Here is a 249-nt window from a genome sequence, read left to right as displayed (position 1 = left end):
ACAATACAAATCTTAGCCTCTATCTCGATTTATTTCAATGCAAAATTGAAGGAGGCAAGTTATGCCAAAAAGTACGATTGCATTTGCAAGCCTAGTAGTGGTGAGTCTCACCCTGCTTTGTTCTCTCTGGATAGTTCGGCACTCACTTTGTGATGTGCATTACTTGGATGAGAGAGTGGACTTTCAGGTAACCCTTGCCTACGAATCAAGATAGTTGCTAGCCAGGGAGGGGGTCACAGGAAGCCCTCT

1 protein-coding gene is annotated in these 249 nt (G+C 44.6%); it reads left to right on the top strand.

Annotated features, from left to right (window positions below):
- Positions 1–61: 61 nt before the first annotated feature.
- Positions 62–214 carry a Hok/Gef family protein gene (locus AACR11_RS01270; protein WP_074052092.1) on the top strand — a complete coding sequence of 51 codons (153 nt, stop codon included), beginning with the start codon at positions 62–64 and terminating at the stop codon, positions 212–214.
- Positions 215–249: the final 35 nt, after the last annotated feature.

Source organism: Vibrio sp. L85 (assembly GCF_963871815.1).
Taxonomy (GTDB): Bacteria; Pseudomonadota; Gammaproteobacteria; order Enterobacterales; family Vibrionaceae; genus Vibrio; species Vibrio harveyi.
The sequence above is the reverse complement of the archived record's forward strand: the minus strand, read 5'-3'. Positions and strand labels throughout refer to the sequence as shown.

What these genes read in the sequence shown, in the direction of transcription:
- AACR11_RS01270 (WP_074052092.1), top strand. Translation starts at nt 62, where the DNA reads ATGCCAAAAAGTACGATTGCATTTGCAAGCCTAGTAGTGGTGAGTCTC.